We start from the raw sequence: 24,535 nt of genomic DNA, 5'->3' as shown, positions 1-24,535 counted from the left end.
ATACTGGAAAAAAGGCAAAAAGAAACCATGAAGTTACAACTGCAACTCCATGGCCCATATGCCTTGTAATTCTAACTGCAACAACCTATGTTGCAATTAATTTTTCAATTAACCTCGTGCAAGCTCGTGCAAGCTATGGCAAAGCATTATATATAGGTATTTGATGAAATAGACGGTGCACACTCGTGACTTTAGTCGTGAGTAAGCCGTCCTTTTTTAAATCAAATCAAGCAGAACGTTTGTTCTTTTTACCTGTATATGGTATACTTTAAATATGGATAAAAACTATATTTTTACAGAACATACCAACGTTACACATGGTAGGGGATACGTGTATCTTTTACAATATCATATTGTTTGGGTGACAAAATACCGGAAACCCGTACTTGTCGGGATGGTTGCAGCTGAAACAAAACGGCACCTTTTGGAAACTATGGAACAACTGCAGATGGAATGTCTTGCCATGGAGGTCATGCCTGACCATATTCACCTGCTTGTCAGCTGCAAACCGCAACTGCGGCTTTCCGATGCAATTAAAATCTTGAAAGGAAATGCTGCAAGATGGCTGTTTATGGCGCATCCAGACCTGAAGAAATCCCTCTGGGGCAGGCATTTGTGGAACCCATCCTATTTTGTGGCAACTGTCAGCGAACGGAGCACAGTACAGATAGAAGCGTATATTAACAGTCAGAAAAAGGAGGCAGAACATGGCGGTAACTGTAACAAAAGAAGGTGACGTGTTCCGGTTTTCCGGCCGTGCATTCGATATCACAAAAGCAAAAAATGAAGCCCTGGAACCGTATGGCTGCAGGGTTCACAACTATGGCCTTGTGTTGGAGCTGATCCCGGACGACAGCCAGAGAGCCGGCTTTGCGCAGCAAATTGGGAACGCACGTTTTATGCGCAATCAATATCTGAATGACCGTATCGCTTATTACAAAGAAACCAGGAAAACTTTACTCGTGGATGTCTATAAAAAGAAATACTTCCCAAAACTAAAGGAACAGTATAGTTTTTTGACTCTTTCTGATAAATTTGCCCTGGAATCCGCCATAGAGCATGTGGACACGGCATACAAAAACTTCTTTGAAGGTCGGGCCGCGTTCCCTAAATTTGCTTCTAAATGGAAGCCGTCAGGGAATACCTATACTACAAAGTGGACAGGTAACAATATCCGCCTGGAAGAGCATGACGGACTGCCATATATCAAGCTGCCGAAAGTCGGCTTGGTACGGTTTATCCTGCCGAAAAAGCAGACCATTCAAACCCTGGTGCCGCATGGGACATCCATCCTTTCCGTTGCAGTGAAAAAGAAAGGGGATCGTTATACCGCATCCTTACAATTGGAAACAGTTGTAGAATCCCCAGTGCAGCTGAATCAAATGTCGGTTCGTGATATCATGGCTAAAGCGTCTGCGTCGCCTGCAGAAATCCCTGTCCAGAAAGAAGTATGACAAGGAAACCCACACCGGCTCTAAAAACTGGGAGAAAGCCAAACAAAAAGTAGCTGCGGAGCACCGGAAAATTGCAAACCAGCGGAAAGATTTCCAGCATAAACTGAGTCGCCGGATTGTAGACAGATGCAGTGTATTCTGCTGTGAGGACTTGAACATCCGTGGGATGGTCAAAAACCGACGCCTTGCGAAGGAGATATCTTCTGCTTCCTGGGGGCAGTTCCTGACAATGGTAAAGTATAAGATGGAACGTCAGGGAAAACATTTCATACAGGTAAGCCGCTGGTTTCCATCCAGCCAGACCTGTTCCCGTTGCGGATTTCAAAATACAGTGGTAAAAGACCTTGTGATCCGTTCATGGAAGTGCCCAAAATGTGGCACTTACCATAACAGGGATGTGAATGCAAAAAATAATATCCTCGCCGAAGGAATCCGGCTGCTGCAAAAGAATGGAATCATTGTTACCGTGTAAGAGAGAAAAAATACCGAATTTGTACCTTAGAAATGAACACCTGTAAACTATATGTGGCTAACAAAGCTGCTGTCGATAAATTCTGTAACCCGTAAACAAAGATCGTGGTACCTCGGGGAACCGTGGGAGCCGTGGAAAGCCCACAAAGCCTGCACTGCGTATAGCGCAGACTGTTTCCGGAAGTCCGGTACAGAGAGCCAGAATAAGACCCGCCCAAAAGGCAGGCATCAGGCAAATGACGCAGGAAATACCTTTACAAGTGAGCCGTCACTTAAAAACGTCGGTTCAAACTATATCGGAAGCTCGCGACTTTAGTCGTGAGTAGTTCACACCTCAGGTACTCCGCTAGCGGATGCAGGTGCCGGTACCCTTGCTTACTATGAGCCGTGGGGCGATGTCGTTATGTTTTATGATGACTTTGGGGCAGCAGGTGGTCTGTATGAACTTGGCCGGGCTGTTTCCGGCGAAGAGCTGATCGAAAGCATGAGCGGGACAGTGGAGATTACTGCCGGTACGCAGGATGGACAGAAAGCTGAATCCGGTTCAGGCACGGAATGACCGGAAAGAGAGAACGCACGATTTTATAAGAGCCGCTGCAACTGATGCAGCGGCTCCTTTGTCCGTAAAAAAATTTGTGATTTTTCTATTCTGTCTCGATCTCCTGATTGCCTGTAGACCATACATGACTTTCTTTTGCCGCAGACTTTGTATTCTGCGCCATCACACCGACCAGACGGTGCGGTACGTAAGGTTCTTCCAGCCAGTTGATTTCTTTTTCTGTAAGCACCAGATCTACTGCTTTTGCGGTCCCTTCAATGTGATGGAGTTTCGTTGCGCCGACAACCGGAGCGGTTACTTTCGTTAAAAGCCATGCCAGAGAAACTTCCGTCATGCTGACTTCTTTTTTATCTGCAAGTTCTGCCACACGGTCAATGATGACTGCGTCCTGTGCTGCGGTAGCATCATATTTCAGTCTTGCATAGCTGTCTTCTTCCAAACGCTTTGATGTCTCGCCCGGATGTTTTGAGAGCCTTCCTCCTGCCAGTGCGCTGTACGGCGTCATGGCAATATTGTCCTCCTCGCAGAGCTTTACCATCTCTCTTTCTTCCTCACGGAAAATCAGATTATAATGCCCCTGAATTGATACAAATTTTGCAAATCCTTCTTTTTCCGCCAGTGCGTTTGCCTTGGCAAGCTGCCATGCGAAGCAGTTGGAAATGCCGATATAACGTGCTTTTCCTGCCTTCGCAATGCGGTTCAGCCCGTCCATAATATCATAAAGAGGTGTCTGATAATCCCACATATGGTAAATATACAGATCGACATAATCCATACCCAGATTGGAAAGACTGGTGTTGATCATCCGTTCAATGTGCTGCTGCCCGGTAATTCCCTGGGCGATTTCTTCCTCTGTCCGCGGGAGAAATTTCGTTGCCACGACGACCTCGTCCCGCTTCGCGAAATCTTTCAGCGCCCGTCCCACGTACTGTTCACTTGTTCCGCTTTGATAGCCGATCGCAGTATCATAAAAATTCACACCCAGATCCAGTCCTTTTTTTATAATTTCTCTGGAGTGCTCCTCGTCCAGAGTCCAGCTGTGCTGTCCGTTCTTTGCATCACCGAATCCCATACAACCCATGCAGATGCGTGACACCTGCAGATCGGAATTCCCTAATTTTGTGTATTTCATGACTGATTCCTCCTCATTCATATTAAATATCCTTATATGGATCGTCCAAGATCATATGCAAGTTTCATATATTTGGACTGCGCTGTCATGGACGGCGTTCCGCAGCCTTTTCCGTAAACGGCTCCCAGATCTTCCAGATTCAGGTAGCGTACCAGCGTGTCATAATGTGCTTTCAATGCATCAAAGGTCCAGCTGTCGCTGTTCCATGCCGCTGAGATCACTGCTGATTTCATTTGTTTTCTCTGGATGCTTCCGTTAAATGCACAGAAACGGTCGATCAGTATTTTTAATTGTGCCGACATGCCGTAATAATAAAGCGGTGTGACGAATACCATCATATCTGCTCCGAGAATGCTTTCCCGGATCTGCTCCATTTCATCCTTTTGAATACACGGTCCGTCATAACCGCAGTGAATGCATCCGGTACAAGGATGGATCTTTGCACGTGCTGCATCGATCACCTCCACCTGATGCCCGGTTTCCAGAGCGCCTTTGATAAACTGCTCTGCCAGCATGTTGGATGATCCGTTCTTATTCGGGCTTCCTTCCAGTACAACAATCTTCATCTGTGTTTCCTCCATTCTCTTTTTTAATAGCCAAGTCCGGCTGCCCAGCTTTGAATCTCCTCCTGAGAAGATGAGGCATCTTCTTCGTAACAGTCAAAAATATCATCCGAAATTTCCGCTTCCGGAACGGCTTCCGGAACGGCTTCCGAAATAATCTCTACGCTGTCTGCAAGCCCTCCGGTTCCGTGGGAGCAGAACAGATACACCTGTTTTCCGGACAGATCGTTTTCTTCCAGAAATGTCAGAAGTGCCATCGGTACGCCGTACCACCAGTTCGGGTATTAAAATGTAGCCCGTCCTCTCCAGCCCTTGAAAACACTGGGCTTAACGGCTTACACAAGTGTGTTTTCTGTTCTTTTTTAGTAGCATATTGCTCCGACCTTTCCTATTTACATTGTACTCTGGCTCACCTGTTTATACAAATACCTATGTTTAATTGTTTACCATACGTTTTATGAATGGCAAGAGACAGCGGCTGCTTGATCCGCTGTCTCTATGTATTTTCCTATATTTTGTTATTTACAAGCTTCGGAATTCACTCCGGCTTTTCTTGCTAATGATTTTCTGAAGTCTTTGGTTTTCATCACGGAGCGCCTGATTTTCCTGCCGGAGCCGGAAAATTTCTTCCTGAAGGAGATCGATCCGTCCTTCCATTGCTTTGTCCAGGATACCTCTGCGTGGATTGATGGTTCCGGCCTGCTGTTCCATAGCCCGGTCAATTTCGGCCCTCACAATGGGATTCTTATAGAAGAATCCTCTGGAAGCTCCTGTCATCTTTACGAGCTGCGGAACCGATACCCTCTCTCCCTGATCTAACAGTTTGCGGATTGCCAGTTTCGCCGCAGCAATCTTTTCATCGCTTCGTTCCCGGTTCATTTCAATCATCCTGTTCACTTTACCTCCGATATCCATTTTATCGTTTTATGGAAAGCGTCTTCACGGCTGCGCCTGCAATCTTCCGGATATTGTCTCTCAATTTTAAACATTTTCAGCTTAGATGGATTTAATGGAACAAGAATGTGGCTTGCTTTTTCATATTCCAAGACATCCACCCGGAAAGCAAACCGGTGTTTTTCCAGGCGGTTTACCATATATGCCACTGCCTCTTTGCTGGGCCACATGAGATCTTCCTTTGCGTAAATAAATAAAATGTTTCCCTGAATGTTCTCCACATGAATGGCTGTATCCTCATCAAAATGTTTCAGCGGTTCTTCGTAGATGTAGGATAACTCGAACTGCTGATGGAGGATGAGGTTCCGGATTGCCGGCCCATATTTCAGATGCGCTGTCATACACGGAAAATCTTTTCCCCTGTATGTGAATTCGGAGGCAGATGAAAAAGTTTTCGATGCCATGCTTTTATTCCCGTACATGCCTCCCCATATACAGTGGATCGGGGAGAGGGCAACAACGCCGCAGATATCCGGCATAAGAGAAGCGCAAAGCAATACCAGTTCAGCGCCTTTTGAAATGCCATACATGATAATCTTTTCATATCCTTTGTTTTTCAGCCACAGGATCGCTTTTTCAAATGGATCGACAGGCACCCGAACCAGTTCTTTCGGCAGCCCGTCTACGTTCCAGTAACAAATACCTAACGCGGCGATGCCGCACCTGGCAAACATAGCACCCACATTCATCGGGATATTTTCATTCCCTTCGCTGCCGCCTACTACGATGACGACCTTTTTGGGATCATGATCCTTAACAGGGACATGATAAAGTCCATAGAAGCCCTCCTGTGCAACCGTCACATATTCCACTTTCCCAACTCTCCCTGTTTTTGCAGCTTGGATTGCTGTCCGTATTTTCTTTCTTTATCCCATTTAGAGTCCTTTTTGCAAACATAGAAATCACACTTTTCTGCGCCCTCTGCAAGTGTACCTGTCCTGTATAACACGCCGCCCATGAGATCAGCAGAAATAAAATCCATGGCACACATATAGGGTATCAGTTCTTCCAAATGCTCCTGTTTTCCAAGCGCACACAGGCCGCACCTGTGATAGTTGATGGTGTATTCGTCTGCATCCCTTCCGGGAATCGTCTCCGTCATCCAGTTGAATTCGCTGTCGGATATGGCATTTGTAATTCTGTCCTTCTTGACTTTCTTTTTTTGATATTCCATATCAAATGGATTTTTACTCCCGAAAGCTTTTTTAATGAGCGACGCCTGCATCGTGGCTGTCACCATTTCCCCGAACTGCTCATGGCTCATCGCCCCATCCATTGCCTTATAAACTGCCATCCAGACAATTCCGCCGGAAAGACAGATTCGCAGAGGATTTTTCGTAAAACCGCCTATGTCGGGTGTCCTCGCCAACATATCTTTAAAGTTTTTACGCGATTTCTTCTTCACCCTGAATGTATCCGCATTTTTGCAATTGGCTGCGATATATTTGAAAATAGCAGGTGTCATCGCTGACCACATCAGTTTTTCACAGATGGTGTTTTTCATATTCATTCTCCTTCAAAACGTACTCATAAACGAGGGACTGATTGCCGGAGCCATCCTGAAAGGGCTTCTCTGCCACTTTCTTAAATCCACGTTTTTCATAAAACTCCCACGATGCAAGAGTGTTCGTAAAAAGCCGCACACGATCTGCTCCATCAGCTTTTGCCCGATTCAAAAATTGTGTGACCAATGCGGTTCCCAACCCCTTTCTGTAATTCCTTCTGGACGAAAGGGCAACGAGTTCCAGATCGCATTTCCCAACGGTTTCCTTATCCCTTTCCTGTAGCTGACGGAAAAAGGCATCAAACTGCTTCTGGAATGGTGCTGACATTTTATATCTTTTCAGATAGAACTTGAGGAACATTTTACACCAACGGCCATAGTGCTTTTTTGTCTCATACTGAGCTGCCAGAGCCTTGCTGAAACGCTTATCATATTTTCCACAGATGAATCCTACGACCTGATGATCCTCCGTTTCCGCAACATAGGTGAAATTGCATTTTTCAATCAGGATCTGTGCGTAGTCACGCAAAAGTATTTTATCGTTCTGATCCACAGAGCATGAAAAGAATCCTTCGTAGAAGCAATCCCCGCAGGCCGCAGCATCTTCTTCCTTATATGGACGAACAGTAAACATAGATGTACCCTCCTATACACAATCGGGTTAGCAACAACTAACTAATATTATATCAGGAGACGTATAGGACTGCAATTCATTTTTTACCTGTTAATCATTTGATAGTGACATGGCGGGTCATGAGAAACCTCCTTCCATTTTAGAGTAAAGGAAGAGCAGGAGACATAGTAAGAGATTTCCTACTGAATGCGAATCATATTCTGTTTTATATCATTTGATGGCTGATCAGAGGATTGCTGTAATCACTCCCACTGCAAGACAGGCGGGCAAGCCAAGAAGCATACCAATACAGGACTGCTTAATATGAAAACAGTAATCCTTATATTCTTCCATATCCTCTGTGCCTGGTATCCTGACTTTTTTCGAATGGCAAAACCAGATGCTATCGAGTACAAGAGCATCATACCAATCAATGATCAGCCAGATCATGTAGGAATCCCGAACCCCTTTCTAGATGATATCTGACCTGGGAAACGTTGATCTCTTTTTTCGATTAATCCTAATTCCATACATTTCTCCCTTATGGCCGGGGATAATCTCCCACTGAGGCAAGGGGATTTTTCAGCGTCGGCGACACAATCAGGATTGTGAATAATAAGATACCAATCAGACTTTCTATCATGACCACCATATTTACATTACCTCCACTCCAGATGGATCATTTTGAGCATTCCAAATCGATCTGAAATATCCATACTGATTTTTGTAATGATTTTTAATCCATCTCGTTTGATAAACTTGTAATATGGTTCATCCGCCAATACTTTGACACCTCTACCTAGTGTGGTAACCAGATCTTCAGCCGAATTCACATAAAAAAACATTCGGGCATTTTCATGTCCCATCTGCTTCATATATTTCTTCTGCAACATTTTCATGCCGCTTTTATTTACCGTATCAAACACAAGCTCTATATTCCCGAAACCTTCCAGCATCTGCAGAAGGCCAAAAACTTTTTCCTCTTGAAAGTAATGGAACAAACCTCCTGCAGTAACCAGAAGAGGCGTATCAGGCATGTTCCTTCGGATCTGCCTGAGCCATCCGTCTGAAAAAGCATCCCCTGAAAGATAAGTTTCCTTCTCAGGTTCCGGGAGCAAACTGCGCCGGTATTCGATTACATTCGGAAGGTCTACAGCATACCATTGGGTTTGCCCATTGTCATTGCGATCATATGTTGTCTCCAGTCCGCAGCCCAACTGTATGACAACACCATCCGGCTTACGTTTCAGGAAGTTCTGGATATGCCGATCCATATTAGCGGAACGGGATGCAGAAGCCAGTAGCGTGTATTGACTTTGATTTCCTGTTTCCAACAGTGCGGATGGCAGCTTTTCTTTTAATGAAAGTGCTTTTTTATCATATAAAATACCCGGAAACTTTTCGCTGGCGTAAATCCTTCCCACCATAGGAATAAACATTGTATCTTCTACTATACCAAATTCGGACATGGCTATCTATCCTCCTATATGCAAATGAGTTAGTAATATCTAACCATTATTATATCAAGAGGAACCGGGGATTGCAATTCGTTTTCAATTGCTACTCGTTTTCTTCCCATCCTTTCTGCCAGCTCACCGCATCATCAAAAGAGAAGGAGCCATTCAGCCTTTTGACTTCCTTGACACATTCTCCCCGCAGGCGTTCCAGTAACACCGGATCGATGTTGTTATTCGCTGCGACCACATTCATCATGACCGCCAGCTCCACGGCCAGCTTGAAAATCATCCGGTTCTGCCGATGATCACTTTCCGCCACAATGCTTTTCAGCATGGAGGTGACGATATTGGGGAGATAGGTTTTGTTGTCCTCTGCGGAAAGGTACCCAGCATAAAACAAGATTGCTTTTTCGATGAATTCACTCCGGCTGTCACAGTTGTCTTTTTTATAGAGAGTATCCGCCAGCTCCAGGGTGGACGGTCTGATCCAGAGCTGGAAGCGGCGTTTGATTTCTTTCTTTTCTGCCTCTGTATCCTGCATGTCTGAAATCCTCCTTCTTATTCATAGGAACCTGCCAAAGCACCGCGTCATTCGTTGAAACTTCTGGGCCTTGGGGGAGTTGAAGCACCTGTCCAGGAACCTATTGTTCCAAATCCGGCACCGTAATGCCATTTCTTTCAGAAGCGGCGGAAAGCCTTGAAGCGACCGGCTCTGCCGGACGCAGTGAGCTGGGGCGGGGCCGCCATGCGGCACCGTCCCTTTCTCCTGCTTGATTTTCGACCCTGTATCCGCACGGGGAACCGTCGCTTTTCCATGGGCGGAGCCTGCCTTCGCACGGGCCGCAAACGCCTCGCAAACCGGCGGGGAGGGATACTTCCTCGACCTCGCCCACAAAATCGCAACACGGGGCCGACAGGCGGCTCATAGGGGTGTTCCTTTTCGCATCACATCTCCTGAACTGGCGGCGTTGTTTCTTCTGCCTGTTCGGAAGACTGCCAGTCAATCTCCCGATCCCGCAATGCTTCTTCAAAAATCAGCTCTCTTGCTGCTATCGGAATCGTAGATTTGCGCTCGGCACGGTAGACCGCAGTAGAAACATCTTTCAGACGATAAGTCCGCCACTCCGAATCTCCCTGCTCTTTTACACTGATCGTTCCATCGTCAAAATCAAATTCCAGGAGAGCGGTGATCCGGTCATCATGCTCCATAGCGGCGCATAAGACAGAGAAGGTCAGGTCATCGATGGGCTGATGTACTCCAAAGGAACGCGCCAGACTGTCCAAGGTCAGCCTGCCCTCATTCTCCCGCATAAAATTCCGATAGAGATAAGCAGCACTGTAGAAGTTGTTCCGCAGGTCGGAAGTGAAATGAAAATCATCCCCGTCCTCATGGAAATGAATCACAGCAAACCGTCTGGCAGCTTCAGCCTCACGTTGTGCTTTCGCTTCTTTCTGACGGATCAGTGCTTTGGATGATTTACCTCCTACATTCCCATGACGGGGCCTTGATCCTCAGTCATGCCGGATTCCTGTTCCTCTGCCAGTTCTTCCTCCGTCAGCTTGCGAAACGAGTCCTTACCAGGCACAACGCCGAGAGATCTTCCATTGTCAAACGTGCAGTGTTCCGATATCATCCACCACTCTGACAGTGCCTCTTGTCTGATCTTCGACAGGACAGGGATCTCTGCCCATGCTCAGTAACATGATTCGGGTACCGGGAGGATACTCAGCCTGGTACCGCTTGGCCTGCTGGTGCAGGCGTTCCCATTCATTCATCGTATTCATCTCCTTCCAAATAAAAAAAGCAGAAAGTCTTCTCAACTCTTTGCTTTCTTAAACCATGTATTATTTATTTTACTGTTCCAGGCTCTCCACCCAAGCTACTACATCTTCATCTGAAACACCTGAGCTGAATCGCATACCTTCCTGCCAATCTCCGGTTCCGGCAAGCTCTGCCAGCAGTTCACCACTGTCACCCAAACCAGAACTTGCTGATGTACAGAAGGGAATGACGGTCTTTCCTGTGAAATCATTGGCCTCCACGAAAGTATTTACCGGCCATGCCGCAATCCCCCACCACACGGGGTAACCGATATAGATTCTTTCCACATCCTGCCAGTCATCTACAGTGTCAGCCACCAGCTCCACATTCCGCAGACTTTCATCAGCGTACTCCTGGGATACCCGACTGTTATCATCGTTATAATTCAAATCCTCATCGGTATAGGGATCAACCGGCTCCAACTCAAACAATTCTCCGCCTGTTGTATCAGCAATGACTTCAGCTACACGCTCTGTATTTCCGGTAGCTGAAAAATACACGACAAGGGTTTTCCCCTGGGTTCCATCGCCATCTGTCTCTGCCTCGTTACTCGCTTCGGTACTATCATCTTCTGTTGTAGCTGCACTGGATTCGTTCTCCGATGCCGCCCCTGTATTTGACTGTGTCTGGCTTTCATCTTGTCCGCTCCTGGCCCCGCATCCAGCCAACATACCGACTATCAGAATACACACTGTCATCAATATAAATCCACGTTTTCTCATAGGGAATGACCTCCTTCATTTAATATGATCTATACTCAACGTAATACACAAATCTTCTCTTTCTCTGTGTACACAGTTCTTTTAACTCTTAAAAATGCTACTCAATACACGCTATACACTCAAAAAACCATACTGTATTTTCGGGTATCCGAGAAATACGGTATCATATGCGTCAAGATTCTCGACGCTGGATGTCAGTTCCGGCCTTGCGTCCTCTCCCCGTTCTTCATTTGCCCGTTCCAGACAGGCATCCCAGTCACTTGGATAAGGATCGGTAACCTGAATGGAGAACAGATCGCCTCCGGTTTCTTCCTGCACCCATCCTGCCAGCTCCTGAACATTTCCCGGTGCAATTACGCTTGGAGAAGCAACGGCATCTACATCCTCTTCCAGAATCGCATTCTCCGCCCAGGAAAAATAGGCTACCAGAATGTTAGAACCTGTTCCCTGTGTCTCCTCACCGGTCTGTGCCGGATCTTCCTCCGCTGTTCCCTGAACGGTATCTTCCGGATCCGTCTCGTCTCCGGCAGAGTCTGTTCCGGACTGCTGTGTTGTTCCCTGTGTATTGTCCGCACTTCCATTGCTTTCATTGCCGCATCCAGCAAACGTCAATACCATTGATAAAACCAGGCATAATGAAATCATTCGTTTTTTCATAAATCCGTCCTCCCATCTGTGTTGGATTCCATTTCATACAGAAGGTTTTCCTTCTATACCTTTATTATACGGACGGTATTTCCCGGAGACAAATACTTATCCTGCATAAGGAATGATACAAAAAATGAATGAAAAATCACCATATCTGCGGTATTCTTTCCGCAAATATGGTGAGATCCCCTTCTCTCCAAAGATCAGTCTTTTTCTGCCCGGCCGGATTTTGGAAGCTCCGGAAATGGAATAAACGGTTTCGGATGTTCTTCATGTTCTCCGATCATTTTCTCCATCCAGATCATGTTATACCATCTTCCGAATTTATATCCGCACTGGTGGAATTCCCCTACCAACCGGTATCCCATGTGGGCATGAAACTGCGCACTGTTCTTTGTCAGATATTCATCTTCTGTCTCCGGATAGCCGATGCAGGCATTCAGGTTCGTGATGTGCTGTGCACGGGCAATTTCTTCCACTGCCTGATACAGCGCCCGTCCGATTCCTGTTTTTCGCACCTGTTCTTTTACATAAATGGAAACCGAAGCTGACCAGTCATATGCCTTTCTTCCGACAAAGGAATCAAGATAAACATAACCGGCCACTTCTCCGGCGACCTCCGCCACGAGATACGGATACCGCTTTAATATCCGCCGGATTCTGTCCCTGAATTCTTCCACATCCGGTACTTCGTATTCAAATGTAATTGCAGTCTTCTCTACATAAGGTGCATAGATCGCGAGAAGCTGTTCTGCATCGTCAGGACCGGCTGTCCGGATCCGGATCTTTGTCTCTTCCATCGTGTTGTTCCTCCTTTGTCTGATGAGTTCTATAGTCCAGACACATGGAGACAAAGGTCTGCATGCTTCTGGTAATATATTTGCTTTTATGATAAATAATATTAAGTTTTCTTTCAATCGGTCGGCGCAAGAATGCCTGACAGACCAGACCCTGTTCCAGATCCCGCTTCACAAGCAGATAGGGAAGGACTGCAACGCCAAGCCCTTTTGCCACGCCCTGCACAATCGCCTGGGTACTGGAACTTTCCCATGCCGGATGGACGGTGATCTGCTCCATGTCGAAGCAGGCATCCAGAATCTCTCTTCCGGCGCTTCCCTTTTCCCGCATCAGAAACGGATTCTCTGCCATCTCTCTCAGTATGACATCGCACTTCCCCGCCAGAGGATGCTCCGCCGGTACAATCGCTACAAGGGAATCCTCCAGAAACGGTACCGCACATACGGAATCTGAAGACGGCTGGTTCTCAATCAGGCCAAGATCAATTTCATTTTCCAGCAAAAGCCTTTCAATCGTTCCCGACTGATTGACGACAGCCTCCATCCGGATTTCCGGAAACTGCTCCTGAAATTCTTTCATCAGGGACGGCAGGATATGAGTCCCGATCGTAATGCTTGCGCCAACCCGGATCGTCTCGATCTCATCTCCGTTTTTCAATTCTTTTTCCATTGCCTCAAACATGGAGACAATGTGGACAGCGTATCCGTAAAATTCTTTCGCGGCGGCGGTTGGATAAATCCGTCTTCCAATCCGCTCGAAAAAGTGCTGCCCGTAATATTCTTCCAGTTCTTTGATCGTAACGCTCACAGACGGCTGTGCCAGATGAAGCTCTTTTGCCGCCTTTGTGATACTGCTGTTCTGGTAGACCGACACAAAGATTTTCATATGCCGAAGTGTCATGGTTCCTCCATATATAAGAAATTCATTATCTATTTTATAGAATAATACTATTTTTCATATAGATCAAGACCAGTTATACTAAAACAGGAGGGAGGACATTCCAATGGAAAAGAAACATAAGATTCTGTTAAAGTTATTTATATCAACGTTTTATCTCAGTGCCTTCACCTTTGGAGGCGGATATGTCATTGTAACACTGATGAAGAAAAAATTTGTCGATCAATATCACTGGATTGAAGAGGAAGAAATGCTGGATCTGGTTGCTATCGCCCAGTCCGCCCCGGGAGCCATTGCGGTCAACGGTGCCATCGTCGTCGGATATAAGCTCGCCGGGATTGCCGGCACGATCACTGCGGTCATCGCAACCATCCTTCCGCCTTTTCTTGTGATTTCTGTGATCTCCATCTTTTATGAAGCGTTCCGAGATAACCGGGTCGTAAGCCTTGTACTGGAAGGAATGCAGGCCGGCGTCGCCGCTGTCATCGCATCCGTCGTCTGGGAAATGGCAGCCGGAATTCTTCTGGAGAAAAAATGGCTCTCTATTTTTATTATGGCGGGAGCCCTCATCGCTGCATCCTGTCTTAGCATCAATGCCGTCGTTATCATCCTTGTCTGCATTGCTGTCGGTCTGCTGAAGACATTTATGCCGGGAAGAAAGGGGGATCCATCATGATTTACCTTCATCTGTTTCTCAGTTTCCTTCAGATCGGCCTGTTCAGCTTCGGAGGCGGCTATGCGGCCATGCCTCTGATTCAGGACCAGGTCGTCACCTTGAATCACTGGCTCTCCATGAAGGAATTTACGGATCTGGTTACCATTTCCCAGATGACGCCCGGCCCAATCGCCATCAATTCCGCCACCTTCGTCGGAATCAAGATCGCGGGAATTCCCGGCGCCGTAGCGGCTACCTTCGGCTGTATTCTTCCATCCTGCATTATCGTCACGATCATTGCAAGACTCTACTTAAAATACCGGAATATGGCGGCGCTCCAGAGCGTTCTTTCCACTCTGAGACCTGCAGTCGTTGCTTTGATAGCCTCGGCAGGAATCTCGATTCTGATTTCCGCTTTCTGGCCGGAAGGATCGATCCACTTTGGCTCTACCAACTGGATTCTGGTCGTGCTTTTCTTCTTCTGTTTTCTCTTACTTCAGAAATGGAAGGCAAATCCGATCCTTGTCATGGTACTTTCCGGCATTCTCTATGCAGGTATTTCTCTGCTTATCGAATAAAACAAACGGGAGATCTGTCTTTGATCTCCCGTTCTATCATTCATTTCTAAATTTTAATCAGCAGAGCTTCTTTCCATCGCTGAATGCGTTTCCTACTGCTTCTCCCAGTGCCGTATAGGTATTGTGAACCGGATCAAAGGTAATCGGGCACCATTTAGAAAGATCTACCGTGCCTTCTGCGTCCAGAATGGATTCATCCACACTGACATTGACGATTTCTCCGATGATATTGCCGTCTTCGTTTACTTTTTCCAGCTTACATTCCAGTGCCATCGGCAGTTCATCAATCAGCGGAGCATCTACGAATTCACTCTTTGTTGTATGGAATCCTGCCTTTGCTAGTTTATCCGGCTCTTTGTTGGCGGATACGATACCCACATAATCGGATGCAACAAGGTTCGCTTTGTCCGCAAAGCTGACAGTAAACGCTCCTCTGGCTTTGATGTTGGCAGTTGTCTTATGTCCAGCGCTTAAGCAGAGAACTACCTTTCCTGTATCATAAATTCCGCCCCATGCCGCGTTCATGGCATCCGGGGTTCCATCCTCTCCGTATGTTCCGATAATCAGTACCGGAAGTGGATACATCCATGTTTTCTGTCCAAAATTTTTTCTCATAACGAAAATGCTCCTTTCTTATGCTTGCTGAAAATATGCGTCAATTTCCTGCATCCGGCTCATCTGGTCTACGTGTAACGGACATCTGCGGTTACAATGTCCGCACCGGATACAGTCGGAAGCATTCTTTTCCAGCTTCTGATAATGTCCAACGGCCATGGAATCTCCTGCCTTTGCAAGATCATAGTACTTGTTGATCAGAGCAATGTCAAGTCCTGCCGGACATGGGTGGCAGTGATTGCAGTAAACACAGCTTCCTTCGGCCTCCTTTGGTACCAGTGTTCCGATCACGGAGTAATCTTTCTCTTCATCGGAAGCGTCAAAAAATCCGAGCAGTTTTTCCAGATCCTTTCTATCCCTCAGACCCGGAAGCACCGTCAGCACACCTGGTTTATCCAATGCATACTGCAGGCACTGGTATTCTGTCAGAGCTTTTCCGAACGGCGACGTCCGTTCATCCAGAAGCTGTCCGCCGGAGAATGCTTTCATGACGGAAATGCCGATTCCCTCTTTTTCACAGCGACGGTACAGGCTCATCCGCTCATCGGAAGAGCCGATGGCGTAGTCCCCTTTCTGGTAATCGTAGCACGGGTTGATGGAGAACATCAGCATATCCACAAGTCCCGTGTCAATCGCCGTATTTGCAAGAGACGGCGTATGGGAGGACAGTCCGATATGTCTGACAAGCCCTTCCTCTTTCATTTTTAAAAGATGATCCAGCACGCCGTTTTTCCGGTATGCGTCCCAGTCGGATTCTTTATCCAGGCAGTGGATAAATCCGTAGTCAATGTAGTCGGTACGGAGCTTTGTAAGCTGCCAGTCAATGGAGCGTTTAATCTGTTCCACATTGGTCGTCCATCCGTACTCTCCGGATGCGTAGTCTGCGCCAAAATGAATCTGATAGATCATGTCCTTTCTGTGTGCTTCAAACGCTTTGCCATAATAGGAAAAGCACTCAGCCGCTCCGGCTGCCAGGTCAATGTAATTGATCCCGTTCTCATATGCCATCTCAAGGGTTTCTAATGCTTCTTTCTCCGGTGTTTCCGAGAGATAACTGGAACCGATTCCGATCACGCTGATTTTGTCACTGGTTCTCTGATTGATGCGGTATTCCATTTTTCTTCCTCGCTTTATTCTTACTTCCGGATATTCCCCGGCTCTTACAGTATAAAGCTTTGGCTTTGCAAGATCAAATACTTAATCTGAATAGGAATATATAACCAAAAACTATGTTTACGGCTTAATGGTCTTCACTCTCAGGAAGAAATACAACAGGTGGCATACCCACACAACCGCCAGACAGATCCGACCGGCCGGAACATTGCTCATCATCAGAAATCCCGCCGCCATGACCACGGTCACGGTCCCAACAATCCGAATCTTTGTCCTCATAGTCATGGCACGCTGTTTTACAAAACTGTCCAGATGTTTTTTATAAAGTTTCGTTCCGACAAACCAGTCGTGAAGACGCTTTGAGCTTTTCGCAAAGCAGAATACTGTAGCCATGAAAAAAGGCACGGTCGGAAGAACCGGCAGGACGATTCCTGCCGTGCCAAGTCCCAGGCAGAGAAAACCCAGTATGATCCAGAAAATCCTGAACGGATTCTTATTCTTCATTATTATTTCACTCCCGTTAAGCCGGACCGGATGTGAGCTGTCACACGGTCAGGACAAATTTTTTTCCTTCAATGGTTGTCACTCCCAGAGAGATCCCGTACAAATCCCGGATGCATTCTTCTGTAATCACTTCATCCGGAGCTCCCTGAACTGCAACCTCCCCCTCTTTCAGGCCGATGATGCGGTCTGAAAAGTGGATCGCCTGATTCATATCATGGAGCACCATGATAATAGTGATCCCATACTCCTGATTGAGTTTCTTCACCAGTTTCAGGATCTCGATCTGATAACGGATATCCAGATAGGTGGTCGGTTCATCCAGAAAAAGGATCTTCGTATTCTGCGCAAGCGCCATGGCGATCCACACCCTCTGACGCTGTCCGCCGGAGAGACGGCTTACTTCCCTGTCCCGGTATTTTAAGATATTGGTAACCTCCATGGCCCATCGGATCATTTTTTCATCCTCGTCGCTTCGTCCCTGCATCATCTTTCTGTGAGGAGTTCTTCCAAAGGATACAAGCCTCTCCACAGTAATGTCATCCGCGGAGGAATTATACTGATGGACAATGGACACCCTCTTTGCGAAATCTTTCAGACCCAGATTCTGGATATTCTTCCCGTAAAGGAAAATATTCCCTTTACGCGGATAAAGATTCTTGGTCATCAGATTGAACAGGGTTGATTTTCCGCACCCGTTCGCTCCCATGATGGTTGTGATCTTCCCTTCTTCTATGGTAAAAGACGTGCCCTTTAAGACTTTGTTTTTCCCGTAGGAAAAAAACAGATCACGCACTTCCATGGACGGTTTCCTCTGTTTTGTATCAGGCTGCATATTTCTTTGACCTCCTTAACAAAATGATAAAGAACGGACCGCCGATCACGCTCATTATAATGGACGCCGACACTTCGTAAGGTGCTGCCACGGTCCGGCCGATGGTATCCGCAAGCAGAAAGGTAAATGCACCTGCCAGCATGGAAAATGGTACCAGTGCCCGGTGGTCGCGCCCGACAAGCAGCCGCCCGATATGAGGTACGATAAGCCCCAGGAAGCTGACAGCTCCCACGACCGCTGTAGAGATACTGGCCAGAAGCACCGCAACCAGAGAAACCAGAATCCGAATCAGATTTACGTTGACACCAAGACTTCTGGCTGTCTTGTCTTCCAGAGACATCAGGTTGCACATCTTTGTAAACAAAAGTGAAAGGACAAGCCCTGTAATTACATAGGGGAGAAGGGTTTGTACATCTTCCCATGTTTTCTGAGTGATATTCCCTTCCACAATGGGTGCCACACCGGAGGAAGTTCCTCCGCTCATTGCATTCAGGGCATCTGAAAGACCGGTGAACATGGCGCTTACCGCAACACCGGTCAGGATGATGCGAAGCGGGCTTAATCCTCCTTTCCACGACAGACTGTATACCAGAAAAAAGGCCAGTACCCCGCCTGCGAACGCGAAAAGCGGGGTAAAGAAATAAAGGGCCGGCAAGAAGGCCGTGATCAGTACCGCGACAAAACCGGCTCCTCCGGAAATCCCGATAATTCCAGGGTCTGCCAGCGGATTTTTCAGCACTGCCTGGAAAAGGACGCCCGAGACCGCTACTGCTGCCCCTGCAAACAGGGAGATCACGATCCTCGGGAAACGCAGGTCATAAATAGCCGCCACATCATCGATCCTTTTGATGAACAGTCCCCTGAACAACTCTGAAGGAGAAACCTTCAGGCTTCCGATATTGACGGACACAACGATCAGCAGCACGAGCAGGACTCCTGTGACGATAAAGGAGGCTGCCGCCCGGGCTGTTTTTCGTTTTTTCCGGCTTTGGTCCTGCCTGCCGGATTCTTCTCTGTCTTCACTCATAGCTCATCCTCCTTACTTTTCCTGTTTCTCATCCTCTTCATTCTCCGGATAAAGCATCGGCTGGAGTTCCTCCAGTGCTTCCGGATAATTGAAGTTCGCGCTCATACCAAAATATTCATAGGTCAGATCGTATACCCGTCCGTTCTTCACAGCGTCAAAATGCTGCCAGATATCATCAGTGGCAAATTCTTCGTTGAACATCTCCACGATCTGATCCGGGAGCGCATGTGCCGCACGCAGAATCACATCCGGCTCTTTCGTCTTCATATCCTCGGTATTCACCGTAAGGAATTCCTGGTCCGTCCCGGCGTAGACGTTCTCACCCCCTGCCAGTTCCACCAGACTTCCCACATAGGAATTTTCCGTGGCAATGATATAGCTTCCCGGAAGACCCATCAGGATCAGAACTTTCGGAGCATCCTTTCCTTCGTTCTTATTTTTGTAATCCTCATAAAACGCCGTAAACTCGTCCACCATGGTCTGTGCCTGCTCTTCTCTTCCAAAAATTTCGCCCAGTTCCTGAATAGAGCGGTACATCCCCTGAACACTTCTGAGATTTAAAAATGCCCAGTCCGTATTGATGGCTTCGTATTTCGGCTGCAGATCCGACTGAAGGGTGGCAGGACTCAAAATCCAGTCCGGGTCTAAGGAAGCCACAATCTCCATATCAGGAGCCATAGCGGTTCCAACTTCTTTCACTTCGTCATACCGCTTCGGAAGTTCCGAAACAGAGCTTGAACATACGCCGGTCAGGTCGAGCTCCAGCCGGTCACAGATCTCTGCCGTAGAAGGAGATGTGGCAATAATCTTCGGTTCTTCCCCCATTCCCTTTACTTTGGCTTTTGCTGCTTCTACAGCGGCCTTTTCTTCCGGATCTGTGATTTCAAGCATGGTACTGACACTCCCGCTCTGCGTGGAAGCACTGTTGCCCTCAGTAGTTTTATCCGTGTTTCCAGCGCTTTGATCCACACATCCTGTAAACAGGCTACAGGAAAGAACCGCAACGGCTGCAAGTACGGAAATTCTGCTTTTTCCTTTGATCTGGCTATACTTCATCGTCATCATAACCTCCACCCCAGCGTTTCCAGTTCTTTCGAAAGAAAAAGATAATCACTGCCGCTGTACCCATCAGAATCAGCCCGGAAACTGTGACTGCCGCTCCGACGGCAAAAGGCCCGCCTGCACCGGAACCCGCCGTCTCTTCCGTCTCTTTGGATGCATCCGCTGCCGTGGAAAGACTTAATCCCTGTGCCTCATCAAGTTCCGTATCCGTAGATGCGGCCGGCTGAGCCGCTTCATCTATGGAACTGGACAGTGCCGGTGTCTCCGTATTTCCTTCTCCGGATTCTGTGTCCGCATTTTCGGAGGATGTCAAACCGGAGCCGCCCGAAAGCGAGGAACCTGACAGATTGGAACCGCCCCCGGTGCTTCCGGTATCCGCATTTCCGGTTTCTCCTGATCCACTTTCCGTGCCTGCACTGCCGGAGCTGTCCGTTGTCGCTGTTTCTCCGTTTCCGGATGCTTCTGTCACCATGGTCGCATTCATATTTGTATTGTTCCCGGCAGCGTAATCACTCGGATACAGGTAAAAGACCACGTCTCTTCCCATAGGTGCCACGTACATCGAGCAGCGGACTACACAGTTCTCGCCCGGCACCTGCATACAGATGTCTGCTGTGGTGCCATTATCATCCGTTCCATTTCCGGTTACTCCAACCGCCGGAGTCGCCCAGCCGCTGTCGCCTACATTTTGCACCCAGAAACTGTGTCCGGAAGTCTGATCCATCAGGCTGAACCGGACTGTCAGATAGTACTCTCCGCTGTCCGTCAGTTCCAGAATTCCCGTTGTGTACACCACTCCGTCTACCATGCCCTGACCGGTGGCGTAAGATGCCTCGCCGCCGGAATCTTCTATTTCACCGGTAACCGGATGGGCGTAGCATGGATGAACCGTACAGGTATAAACGTTCCCGGATGCCGCCTGTACCGGGAATGCTGTTGTCCACACTCCTGCAAAAACAAAGAGTACAGCGGCCAGAAACCCGATTCCTTTATTTTTAACTTTTTTTCTTATCTTCATCTATTTTTCCCGCCTCTGTTCCCTGTCTTGTTTTCTTTTCCGCCTGCCGGAACGAACAGTTGTCAGTACACCCGCACCCAGACAGATGCATCCTGCAGCCAGTACTGCGATCCACAGACCCGAGTTTGAAGAAGTATCATCTGTCTTTACACCGGATGCAGACTTCAGACTGCTTCCTCCAAGAGAACTTCCGCCAAGGGAACCGCTTTTTGGCGAACTGCCTCCAAGGGTATTGCTTCCGAGTCTGCTTCCACCCGGAAGCGTACTGTTTCCAAGCCCGCTTCCCCCTGTCAGTCCTCCCTGACCGGAACCGTCATCCTTGTCTCCCGTATTATCATTATTATTTCCCGGATCATCGTCATCTGAAAACGACGGATCATCTTCCTCCGCAGCTTTCAAAGTCGCCCAGTCAAGAGCCAGATAGACTGACTGGTCACCCAGACCTTCAGATATCGATTCCATCACCGGCACATAAACTTTGAGCGGGACAAATCCATCATCCAGAGCTTCCGGAATCAGTTTGAACGTAACGAGATCCGGATAGTCTGTACCGTATTCATCACGGATCCGGTCCCCGTTTTCATCTGTCTGATAAGAGTCTACCACTGCATCTTCCAGTTCTCCCTGAGGATACCCGTACTGATCTTTCGTATATCCGGTAAGAAAATACTGAAGCCCGCCAAGATACCCGAGTTTCCCGCTGATATTCATCCCTTTCATATCCAATGTGACTGAATAGACGCCATCTTTTACAGTCAGCCTGATCGTATGGTTGATGGCATTATCTGCCATGGAAAGTGTGGACTGGTCCACCTTTACCATCCTGCCCGTCACTGCGTAAGTGCCGTCCTCCAGATTGTGAATATCCAGTTCTGTATCTCCCGGATCCACCGGATCCTTCGAGTCATCCGGTTTCTCTTCCTCGTCTATATTATCACCATAGGTAATGGTAAAAGTTGCCGTTCCCGTATAATTTCCCGGAGATGCCGCCGCAACATCTTTTCCTTTGATAGTAATATTACCGTTCAGTACAATACCCGTCTCTGTACCGGCCGCTTTTGCCGCTCCGGTACCCGAAGCTGTCTGTGAGCCAAAGTCATTTCCAAAAGGAAGCGTTTTCTGTCCGCTGTAAAGATTTCCGCCCGCCGGTGCACTTACCGTGACCGTCTCGCCCGGTTCAACATCAGATACACGAATTTCATAGGGCTGTACATTATCGACAGTTGTCTCCAGTTTTCCCATGGAAAGGGATTCCGGGATCATGATCATGCCGTCCGGCTTCGATGCCTGATTGGAAACATTGGCAGTAATTTCCATAGACTGCTGTCCGGTTTCTCCGCTGCCGTGTCTTGTCAGTGTATTCCAGTACATGGTAACGATAGTTTTTACGCTGAACCTTCCGTTTTCAAAGTATATGCCGTTGATTTCGCCGTTTAAGGCGCTCATAGCCGGTACATAAATCTGAGTGTTGTTATAATAATACCGGCTCAGCCCGGTAAGCGGAAATGTGACGTCCGTCACCACTTCATAATCTCCCCGCTGTTCCGTTGCATAAGTTACGTTCTCCATGGAAAGTTCCCCGGCCGGATCGTTTCCTTTATAATAGCCGTTAAACCCGAGGATATACATCGGTTCCTGTTCCGTTCCGGAAACCATCGTGTAAGAAAGACTCATTTGTCCGTCTTCACTGACCGTCAGAAGAGCTTTTGCCGTTTCAGTCTGAACAAGGCTGTGGTCTACCACGTCGCTTCGTACTGCAACGGTCACGTCATATGTGCCCGGATCCGGTAGTTTCTCCGGAACATCCTCCGCAGACTCCTCAGCAAGGTTCAGACCCAGTGCATCTGCGACTGCCTCCTTGATTCCATTGGAGGAATAGGTCGCGCCTGCCACGGCATCCAGATCCCGGATACCCTCTGCGTCGTTATCCGCCAGTCCGGAAAACATCCCGGAAATGCCATCAATGGCGGTCTTTAGTTTGCCCTTGTTTACCTCCGCATATGTTCCGCCGAAATTATCTCCGGTAATCGTCACATCCGTGATTTTTCCGTCTGTAACAGTTACTTCCGCATCAATATCGTATTCGCCAAACTGGTCGATATGATAAGTTCCGCTTTTGATATACGATCCGCTCTTCTCCCCTGGCGCCGCTTTTGCCGCTCCTGCCGGAGTCAAGGCTGTCATAGCAAGCAGTCCTGCCAGGGCAAGGGCGGTCCATCTCTTCCTGTTTCTTTTTCTTCTCATTCTTTCCTCCGTCCGAAACTATCCGTTTTTGAAAAACAGAGATCCCCACAAGATATCGTGCGGGGATCCCTGCATCATTCAGCTGGCATATACTAATTCGCCGCATATGAAATCGTAAAGGTTGTTGTTCCTGTGTAGTTTCCGGCTGCCGCTTTCGCCACATCTTCACCGCTAACTGTAAGCGTTCCGTTCAGTTTTTGGTCTGTTGCATCTTCTGTTACACTCTGGCTGCCAAAACTGTTCGCAAATGCAAGTGTATTATCACCGTTTGTCAGGCTGCCGGTTGCCGGAGCAGAAATCGTCAGTTCACCGTTCAGATTTGCAGCATCAACTTCTACTGAATACCCTGTTACATTATCTTTCTCTGTACTCAGAGTTCCCATGCTTGCAGATTCCGGAACAGTTACCGTATATTCTGGTTCGGAAACCACTTCCTGTACATCTGCGGTAATCTGCATATTCTGCTGATTCTGTGTGTCCCCTCCCGGTTCCTGGCTTCCGCCTGCCGCCTGCAGATCAGTTACCTTTACAAAGAAATTCTGTGTTGAATTCATAACCACATTCACATAGGCGCTGGCCGCTACTGTACCGGCCTCCAGATCATCCAGCACATCCCGCGGAAGCTCCACAGTAAGCACCTGGGTCGGCAGAACGTCTCCGGCATTGACGCCAAACAGTGCTGCAGTTGTATCAAATTCTTTTTCCGGTTTTGTAGTAATGTCCGATTCTGCCGTATATTCTGTTCCGTCTACCGTAAATTTCACATCTTTTACAGTTCCATCTGTACCCTGATCCGGGAATGCCGGGATCGGGTAAGCCACATAGAATGTAAGCTCGGCAGAATCCGCCGTCAGTTCTACATCTGCCTCGTGTACAAAAATCGGATCACACATGCTGTTGCTTCCTGTTCCGTTCGCATTCAGGAAATGGATTTCTCCTGTATAGCTGCCGTCCGCCGGCTCCGCTGCGAATGCGGTTCCGCACAGCATCGTAGATATCATCGCCGTTGCAACGGCACCGGATAAAATTTTTCTGAATCCCATAATTGATTCTCCTCTCTGTTTATGTTTTTTGTTAGGCGTTTGCGAAACGCCACAAGCCGCATAAATACGGCATTTTTTGCTTTTAAAAACAAATAACTCCTCACCGGATATGGTATAATAGAGTCGTCCAAAATCCATAAACCACCATCCAAGAAAGGAGTTATTCTGATACTATGATACCATATAAACAGCTTTCTCTGGCAGATATTTTTTCAGATTGCCAGGAAAAATTTGAAACTGACAAACCTGC

The 24,535-nt window shown here is 47.6% G+C and carries 27 protein-coding genes and 3 pseudogenes; 6 read left to right on the top strand and 24 right to left on the bottom strand.

The annotated features are described in order from the left end of the window. Positions 1–274 precede the first annotated feature (274 nt). From tnpA to H6A32_RS14520, 4 genes and pseudogenes are all read left to right on the top strand, one after another. The gene (tnpA, locus tag H6A32_RS14535) at positions 275–736 is read left to right on the top strand and encodes an IS200/IS605 family transposase (protein ID WP_204864704.1); all 462 of its coding nucleotides are present in this window, start codon (positions 275–277) and stop codon (positions 734–736) included. Then, entirely contained in the window at positions 708–1,454 is a 747-nt protein-coding gene (locus H6A32_RS14530) for a helix-turn-helix domain-containing protein (protein WP_204864703.1), read from the top strand. The genes tnpA and H6A32_RS14530 overlap by 29 nt, the downstream gene beginning before the upstream one ends. Then, a complete protein-coding gene (locus tag H6A32_RS14525) occupies positions 1,393–1,926 on the top strand; it encodes an RNA-guided endonuclease InsQ/TnpB family protein (RefSeq protein WP_204864702.1) in 534 nt (177 codons plus the stop codon). Before H6A32_RS14530 ends, H6A32_RS14525 begins: the two co-directional genes overlap by 62 nt. Before the next feature lie 363 nt (positions 1,927–2,289). Next, positions 2,290–2,484 (top strand): annotated as a pseudogene (locus H6A32_RS14520) (cyclophilin-like fold protein); the annotation flags it as partial. A gap of 85 nt (positions 2,485–2,569) precedes the next feature. Here the strand turns inward: H6A32_RS14520 and H6A32_RS14515 are convergent. From H6A32_RS14515 to H6A32_RS14440, 15 genes and pseudogenes are all read right to left on the bottom strand, one after another. Then, the gene (locus H6A32_RS14515) at positions 2,570–3,616 is read right to left on the bottom strand and encodes an aldo/keto reductase (RefSeq protein ID WP_204864701.1); all 1,047 of its coding nucleotides are present in this window, start codon (positions 3,614–3,616) and stop codon (positions 2,570–2,572) included. Between the two features lie 32 nt (positions 3,617–3,648). Beyond that, positions 3,649–4,182, bottom strand: a complete 534-nt coding sequence (locus tag H6A32_RS14510) for a flavodoxin family protein (protein WP_087167914.1) — start codon at positions 4,180–4,182, stop codon at positions 3,649–3,651. Positions 4,183–4,205: 23 nt separating this feature from the next. Continuing rightward, positions 4,206–4,451 (bottom strand): annotated as a pseudogene (locus H6A32_RS14505) (hypothetical protein); the annotation flags it as partial. Positions 4,452–4,701: 250 nt separating this feature from the next. Next, the gene (locus H6A32_RS14500) at positions 4,702–5,094 is read right to left on the bottom strand and encodes a DUF6262 family protein (protein ID WP_118637432.1); all 393 of its coding nucleotides are present in this window, start codon (positions 5,092–5,094) and stop codon (positions 4,702–4,704) included. Continuing rightward, positions 5,073–5,945 carry an acyl-CoA thioester hydrolase/BAAT C-terminal domain-containing protein gene (locus H6A32_RS14495; RefSeq protein ID WP_022789869.1) on the bottom strand — a complete coding sequence of 291 codons (873 nt, stop codon included), beginning with the start codon at positions 5,943–5,945 and terminating at the stop codon, positions 5,073–5,075. Before H6A32_RS14495 ends, H6A32_RS14500 begins: the two co-directional genes overlap by 22 nt. Then, a complete protein-coding gene (locus tag H6A32_RS14490) occupies positions 5,933–6,637 on the bottom strand; it encodes an L-2-amino-thiazoline-4-carboxylic acid hydrolase (RefSeq protein WP_204864699.1) in 705 nt (234 codons plus the stop codon). The genes H6A32_RS14495 and H6A32_RS14490 overlap by 13 nt, the downstream gene beginning before the upstream one ends. After that, positions 6,618–7,271: a GNAT family N-acetyltransferase gene (locus H6A32_RS14485; protein WP_204864698.1), complete on the bottom strand. Its 654-nt coding sequence runs from the start codon at positions 7,269–7,271 to the stop codon at positions 6,618–6,620. The genes H6A32_RS14490 and H6A32_RS14485 overlap by 20 nt, the downstream gene beginning before the upstream one ends. Positions 7,272–7,909: 638 nt before the next feature. After that, entirely contained in the window at positions 7,910–8,719 is an 810-nt protein-coding gene (locus H6A32_RS14475; protein WP_087150162.1) for a class I SAM-dependent methyltransferase, read from the bottom strand. A gap of 91 nt (positions 8,720–8,810) precedes the next feature. Next, positions 8,811–9,248 (bottom strand): hypothetical protein, encoded by a 438-nt coding sequence (locus H6A32_RS14470; protein WP_204864697.1) that lies wholly within the window; start codon positions 9,246–9,248, stop codon positions 8,811–8,813. A 404-nt stretch (positions 9,249–9,652) separates the two neighbouring features. Continuing rightward, positions 9,653–10,111, bottom strand: a complete 459-nt coding sequence (locus tag H6A32_RS14465; RefSeq protein ID WP_087254450.1) for a hypothetical protein — start codon at positions 10,109–10,111, stop codon at positions 9,653–9,655. Positions 10,112–10,191: 80 nt separating this feature from the next. Further along, positions 10,192–10,411, bottom strand: a pseudogene (locus H6A32_RS14460) (DUF4314 domain-containing protein). A 150-nt stretch (positions 10,412–10,561) separates the two neighbouring features. Next, a complete protein-coding gene (locus H6A32_RS14455; protein ID WP_204864696.1) occupies positions 10,562–11,251 on the bottom strand; it encodes a flavodoxin in 690 nt (229 codons plus the stop codon). A 111-nt stretch (positions 11,252–11,362) separates the two neighbouring features. Next, the gene (locus H6A32_RS14450; protein WP_204864695.1) at positions 11,363–11,908 is read right to left on the bottom strand and encodes a flavodoxin; all 546 of its coding nucleotides are present in this window, start codon (positions 11,906–11,908) and stop codon (positions 11,363–11,365) included. Between the two features lie 194 nt (positions 11,909–12,102). After that, positions 12,103–12,699 carry a GNAT family N-acetyltransferase gene (locus H6A32_RS14445; protein WP_204864694.1) on the bottom strand — a complete coding sequence of 199 codons (597 nt, stop codon included), beginning with the start codon at positions 12,697–12,699 and terminating at the stop codon, positions 12,103–12,105. Further along, positions 12,659–13,597: a LysR family transcriptional regulator gene (locus H6A32_RS14440; protein ID WP_204864693.1), complete on the bottom strand. Its 939-nt coding sequence runs from the start codon at positions 13,595–13,597 to the stop codon at positions 12,659–12,661. The genes H6A32_RS14445 and H6A32_RS14440 overlap by 41 nt, the downstream gene beginning before the upstream one ends. 103 nt (positions 13,598–13,700) lie before the next feature. Here H6A32_RS14440 and H6A32_RS14435 point away from each other — a divergent pair, with 103 nt between their 5' ends. Then, positions 13,701–14,270, top strand: coding sequence for a chromate transporter (locus tag H6A32_RS14435; RefSeq protein WP_204864692.1), 570 nt, complete (start codon positions 13,701–13,703; stop codon positions 14,268–14,270). After that, the gene (locus H6A32_RS14430) at positions 14,267–14,827 is read left to right on the top strand and encodes a chromate transporter (protein ID WP_087167918.1); all 561 of its coding nucleotides are present in this window, start codon (positions 14,267–14,269) and stop codon (positions 14,825–14,827) included. Before H6A32_RS14435 ends, H6A32_RS14430 begins: the two co-directional genes overlap by 4 nt. A 57-nt stretch (positions 14,828–14,884) precedes the next feature. On the opposite strand, the gene H6A32_RS14425 is transcribed toward H6A32_RS14430, so the two are convergent. The 9 genes from H6A32_RS14425 to H6A32_RS14385 all read right to left on the bottom strand — a co-directional run bounded on the left by H6A32_RS14425 (position 14,885) and on the right by H6A32_RS14385 (position 24,285). After that, positions 14,885–15,442, bottom strand: a complete 558-nt coding sequence (locus tag H6A32_RS14425) for a flavin reductase family protein (protein ID WP_087167919.1) — start codon at positions 15,440–15,442, stop codon at positions 14,885–14,887. 18 nt (positions 15,443–15,460) lie between these two features. Further along, on the bottom strand, positions 15,461–16,558 hold the full coding sequence (locus H6A32_RS14420; RefSeq protein WP_204864691.1) for an aldo/keto reductase: 1,098 nt from the start codon (positions 16,556–16,558) through the stop codon (positions 15,461–15,463). A gap of 117 nt (positions 16,559–16,675) precedes the next feature. Next, the gene (locus tag H6A32_RS14415; protein ID WP_118637408.1) at positions 16,676–17,059 is read right to left on the bottom strand and encodes a YbaN family protein; all 384 of its coding nucleotides are present in this window, start codon (positions 17,057–17,059) and stop codon (positions 16,676–16,678) included. A gap of 40 nt (positions 17,060–17,099) precedes the next feature. Further along, complete coding sequence (locus tag H6A32_RS14410) at positions 17,100–17,891, bottom strand: ABC transporter ATP-binding protein (RefSeq protein ID WP_242959062.1); 792 nt, start codon at positions 17,889–17,891, stop codon at positions 17,100–17,102. Next, positions 17,881–18,918, bottom strand: coding sequence for a FecCD family ABC transporter permease (locus H6A32_RS14405; RefSeq protein ID WP_204864690.1), 1,038 nt, complete (start codon positions 18,916–18,918; stop codon positions 17,881–17,883). The genes H6A32_RS14410 and H6A32_RS14405 overlap by 11 nt, the downstream gene beginning before the upstream one ends. Before the next feature lie 12 nt (positions 18,919–18,930). After that, entirely contained in the window at positions 18,931–19,980 is a 1,050-nt protein-coding gene (isdE, locus tag H6A32_RS14400; protein WP_346342292.1) for a heme ABC transporter substrate-binding protein IsdE, read from the bottom strand. After that, positions 19,964–20,998: a heme-binding Shp domain-containing protein gene (locus H6A32_RS14395; RefSeq protein ID WP_204864688.1), complete on the bottom strand. Its 1,035-nt coding sequence runs from the start codon at positions 20,996–20,998 to the stop codon at positions 19,964–19,966. Before H6A32_RS14395 ends, isdE begins: the two co-directional genes overlap by 17 nt. After that, positions 20,999–23,242 carry an NEAT domain-containing protein gene (locus tag H6A32_RS14390; RefSeq protein WP_204864687.1) on the bottom strand — a complete coding sequence of 748 codons (2,244 nt, stop codon included), beginning with the start codon at positions 23,240–23,242 and terminating at the stop codon, positions 20,999–21,001. Between the two features lie 92 nt (positions 23,243–23,334). Next, positions 23,335–24,285 carry a hypothetical protein gene (locus H6A32_RS14385; protein WP_204864686.1) on the bottom strand — a complete coding sequence of 317 codons (951 nt, stop codon included), beginning with the start codon at positions 24,283–24,285 and terminating at the stop codon, positions 23,335–23,337. Positions 24,286–24,535: the final 250 nt, after the last annotated feature.

The sequence above is a fragment of the Drancourtella massiliensis genome (assembly GCF_016900655.1).
Classification (GTDB): Bacteria; Bacillota; Clostridia; order Lachnospirales; family Lachnospiraceae; genus Sellimonas; species Sellimonas catena.
This window is presented reverse-complemented; position numbering and strand designations above follow the sequence as displayed.